The organism is Brunnivagina elsteri CCALA 953 (genome assembly GCF_002289455.1).
GTDB lineage: Bacteria > Cyanobacteriota > Cyanobacteriia > Cyanobacteriales > Nostocaceae > Brunnivagina > Brunnivagina elsteri.
The window spans coordinates 1-2,748 of record NZ_NTFS01000605.1 but is presented as its reverse complement, the minus strand read 5'-3'; the positions used below and the strand labels follow the sequence as shown (position 1 = coordinate 2,748).

The window sequence follows — 2,748 nt, the reverse complement described above, 5'->3', positions numbered from 1 at the left end:
GCCCGTATGAATAACCTGTTCTAGATTAGTATTGGATTGGTATTTAAATTACAAGTTAAACCGCAAATTAATTTTAATTAATTTTAAATAAAACTCGCTTCTACAAGGCTTCGGGGTTGGGATTATGGTAAAAATAGTTACAAAAAAAAAATTAGGCATACAGAATGTCTACGATATCGGCGTAGAAAAAGACCATAATTTTGTTACTAGACAAGGGTTAGTGGCTTCTAACTGCTTTAATAAATCCCACTCAACAGCTTACGCGTATGTAACTTATCAAACGGCGTACTTAAAAGCCAATTACCCGCTAGAATACATGGCGGCATTGCTAACTGCAAATAGTGGCGACACTGACAAGGTACAGAAATATATTGCTACCTGCCAGAACATGGGTATTCCCATCGATCCACCAAATGCAAACCTTTCTGGAGTTGATTTTACACCCCTGAATGGGAAAGTTGTATTTGGATTATCGGCAGTGCGGGGTTTAGGACAAAATGCGATCGCAGCAATATTGGAAACAAGGGAAGCCGATGGTAACTTTAAATCCTTGGGGGACTTTTGCGATCGCGTCGATTTACGCACTGTCACCAACAAAACTGTCGAATCACTAATTTACTGTGGAGCTTTTGATACCCTCGAAAATAACCGTCAACAACTAATCCATGACCTCGAATTAGTTTACAGTTGGGCACAATCCCGCGCTAAAGACCGTTCTACCGGACAAGGCAACCTATTTGACTTACTGGGTGGTAGTTTTGGCAGCAACGGCAATAGCAGCCCGAATAAGAACACCTTTGACTCCGTACCCAAAGCCAAACCCATCGCTGATTTCCTCCCCCAAGAAAAACTCAGTAAGGAAAAAGAACTACTTGGTTTTTACGTCTCCGATCATCCCCTCAAATCCATCCGTCAATCAGCACGTATCCTCGCACCTGTCAACCTATCGCAAATCGGCGAACAAAAAGACGATGCAGCAATTTGCGTAGTGGTTATTCTCAACAACGTCATGAAACGAGTCACCCAAAAAGGTGATGCAATGGCAATATTACAAATCGAAGACTTGACCACACAATCGGAAGCAGTGGTTTTCCCAAAAACCTACGAACGCATCTGTAATGCGCTTCAAGTCGATGCCAGATTAATTATTTGGGCTAAAATCAAAAGCCGCGATGACCAAAAGCAGATAATTGTAGACGATGCCGAACCTGTAGAACAAGTGCAAATGGTCATGGTTGAACTTACCCCCGAACAAGCAACTACCCTCGAAGAACGCGATCGCTTACGTAATATCTTGGTAAGCCAATCCGGGGAAAAAGACAAGGGCAAAGTCCCAGTTATCGGTGTCATCCAAGCTGGAGGTTCCCGTCAATTAGTCCGCTTTGGCAAACAATTTTGGGTTCATGACTCCATTAACGCCATCAATGCACTCCAAAACGCCAATTTTCCCGCACGTATCCAACCTTTGACTAATTAATACATTACTTTTCCTTGCTATACAGAGTACCCGCCGAGTAGTCTCTTCTAATTCGTAATTCATGAAAGCGTCATCAGTAAATACACGTATACATTCTCCCGCCGATTAGTTTATTTAGTGACTTCTGCGGATGAAATACCGCGAGTATACATGGTATCTTTTTATGCCATGACGAACTTACATGCGGCGAAAAGGGGAATGAATAAAAACTGCATGAGCGCAGACGAACTAAATAAATTTGTAGCTTACTGCAAAAGGATTCAACCCCAATCTAGAGAAGACATAAAGCGTTTTTTTGAGGGGGTTGTGGGGTTTCCTTACGACAAGGAACTGCTTTTGCAGTCTTACTTATTTTTAAATATCCAAGATTTATTTCCTTCTTGTGCTGAGTTACTACTATTTGAAAAGTCACCGATCGCAGATTATACGGATTTGGGTAAATGTGATTTTGTATACCTAAGTACAACTGGTGATTTATTTCTGATCGAAACTAAGTTTATTGATACTGAAGCAACAGGGGCAACTGAACGGAAACGACGAAATAAACACAGAAATAAGGTATTTGAACAGGTAATTACTTTAAAAAGTCGATTTAGCGAATATTGGGATATTCACCTCGAACAACTAAACTGCGGTGTTTTTACAACCGATGCTGAAGTTGAATGGAGAGGAAATAATGTCAATGTCGTTACACAAGCAATATCAATAGAAAAACTTGAGCAGTGGAGGAGAAATTACCATCAAAAAAGGTAGATTGTTTAACTCTTCATTAAATTAATAACTGTAATTTATCTAGGGGTTTATAAGTATCACTATAAGTTCAAGCTTTCTTATCGTAATACTTTGATGTATCCCTAGATTTTGCAGCTACACAATGACACTACGTAGTTATTTTTATTTGACTAAAATTCCGGCAAATTGGCACAAACTAATAAGCTGAATGGCATCAAATATAGTTTTGCACAATAAAGATATGACTCGCTTATTAACTATTGCGATCCCTACATTTAATCGCTCTGTAATATTAGACAAACAACTCGAATGGTTAAACCAAGCAATTAGAGGTTTTGAAAATGATTGTGAGATATTAATTTCAGATAACTGTTCAACTGATAATACTCCAGATATTATCAAAAAATGGCAAAATAATTTTAGTAATGTTGTATTTATCTCAAATTGTAATACTAGCAATATTGGTGTAATGCGGAATATTACATTTTGCCTCAACACTGCTCAAACTAAATATGTCTGGGTAATTGGTGATGATGATT

At 38.8% G+C, this 2,748-nt stretch carries 3 protein-coding genes; all 3 read left to right on the top strand.

Translation table 11 applies throughout. From position 1 onward, the window contains the following. The first annotated feature begins 124 nt into the window (after positions 1–124). The gene (locus CK510_RS28965; protein ID WP_095724918.1) at positions 125–1,477 is read left to right on the top strand and encodes a helix-hairpin-helix domain-containing protein; all 1,353 of its coding nucleotides are present in this window, start codon (positions 125–127) and stop codon (positions 1,475–1,477) included. Between the two features lie 213 nt (positions 1,478–1,690). Next, a complete protein-coding gene (locus CK510_RS28960; protein WP_095724917.1) occupies positions 1,691–2,230 on the top strand; it encodes a hypothetical protein in 540 nt (179 codons plus the stop codon). A gap of 220 nt (positions 2,231–2,450) precedes the next feature. Beyond that, positions 2,451–2,748: glycosyltransferase family 2 protein (locus CK510_RS28955; RefSeq protein WP_143289496.1), on the top strand; the 298-nt coding region annotated here is incomplete at its 3' end.

Excerpts from the sequence above, each read along its gene's own strand:
- CK510_RS28965 (WP_095724918.1), top strand. The coding sequence starts at position 125 with ATGGTAAAAATAGTTACAAAAAAAAAATTAGGCATACAGAATGTCTAC.
- CK510_RS28960 (WP_095724917.1), top strand. The coding sequence starts at position 1,691 with ATGAGCGCAGACGAACTAAATAAATTTGTAGCTTACTGCAAAAGGATT.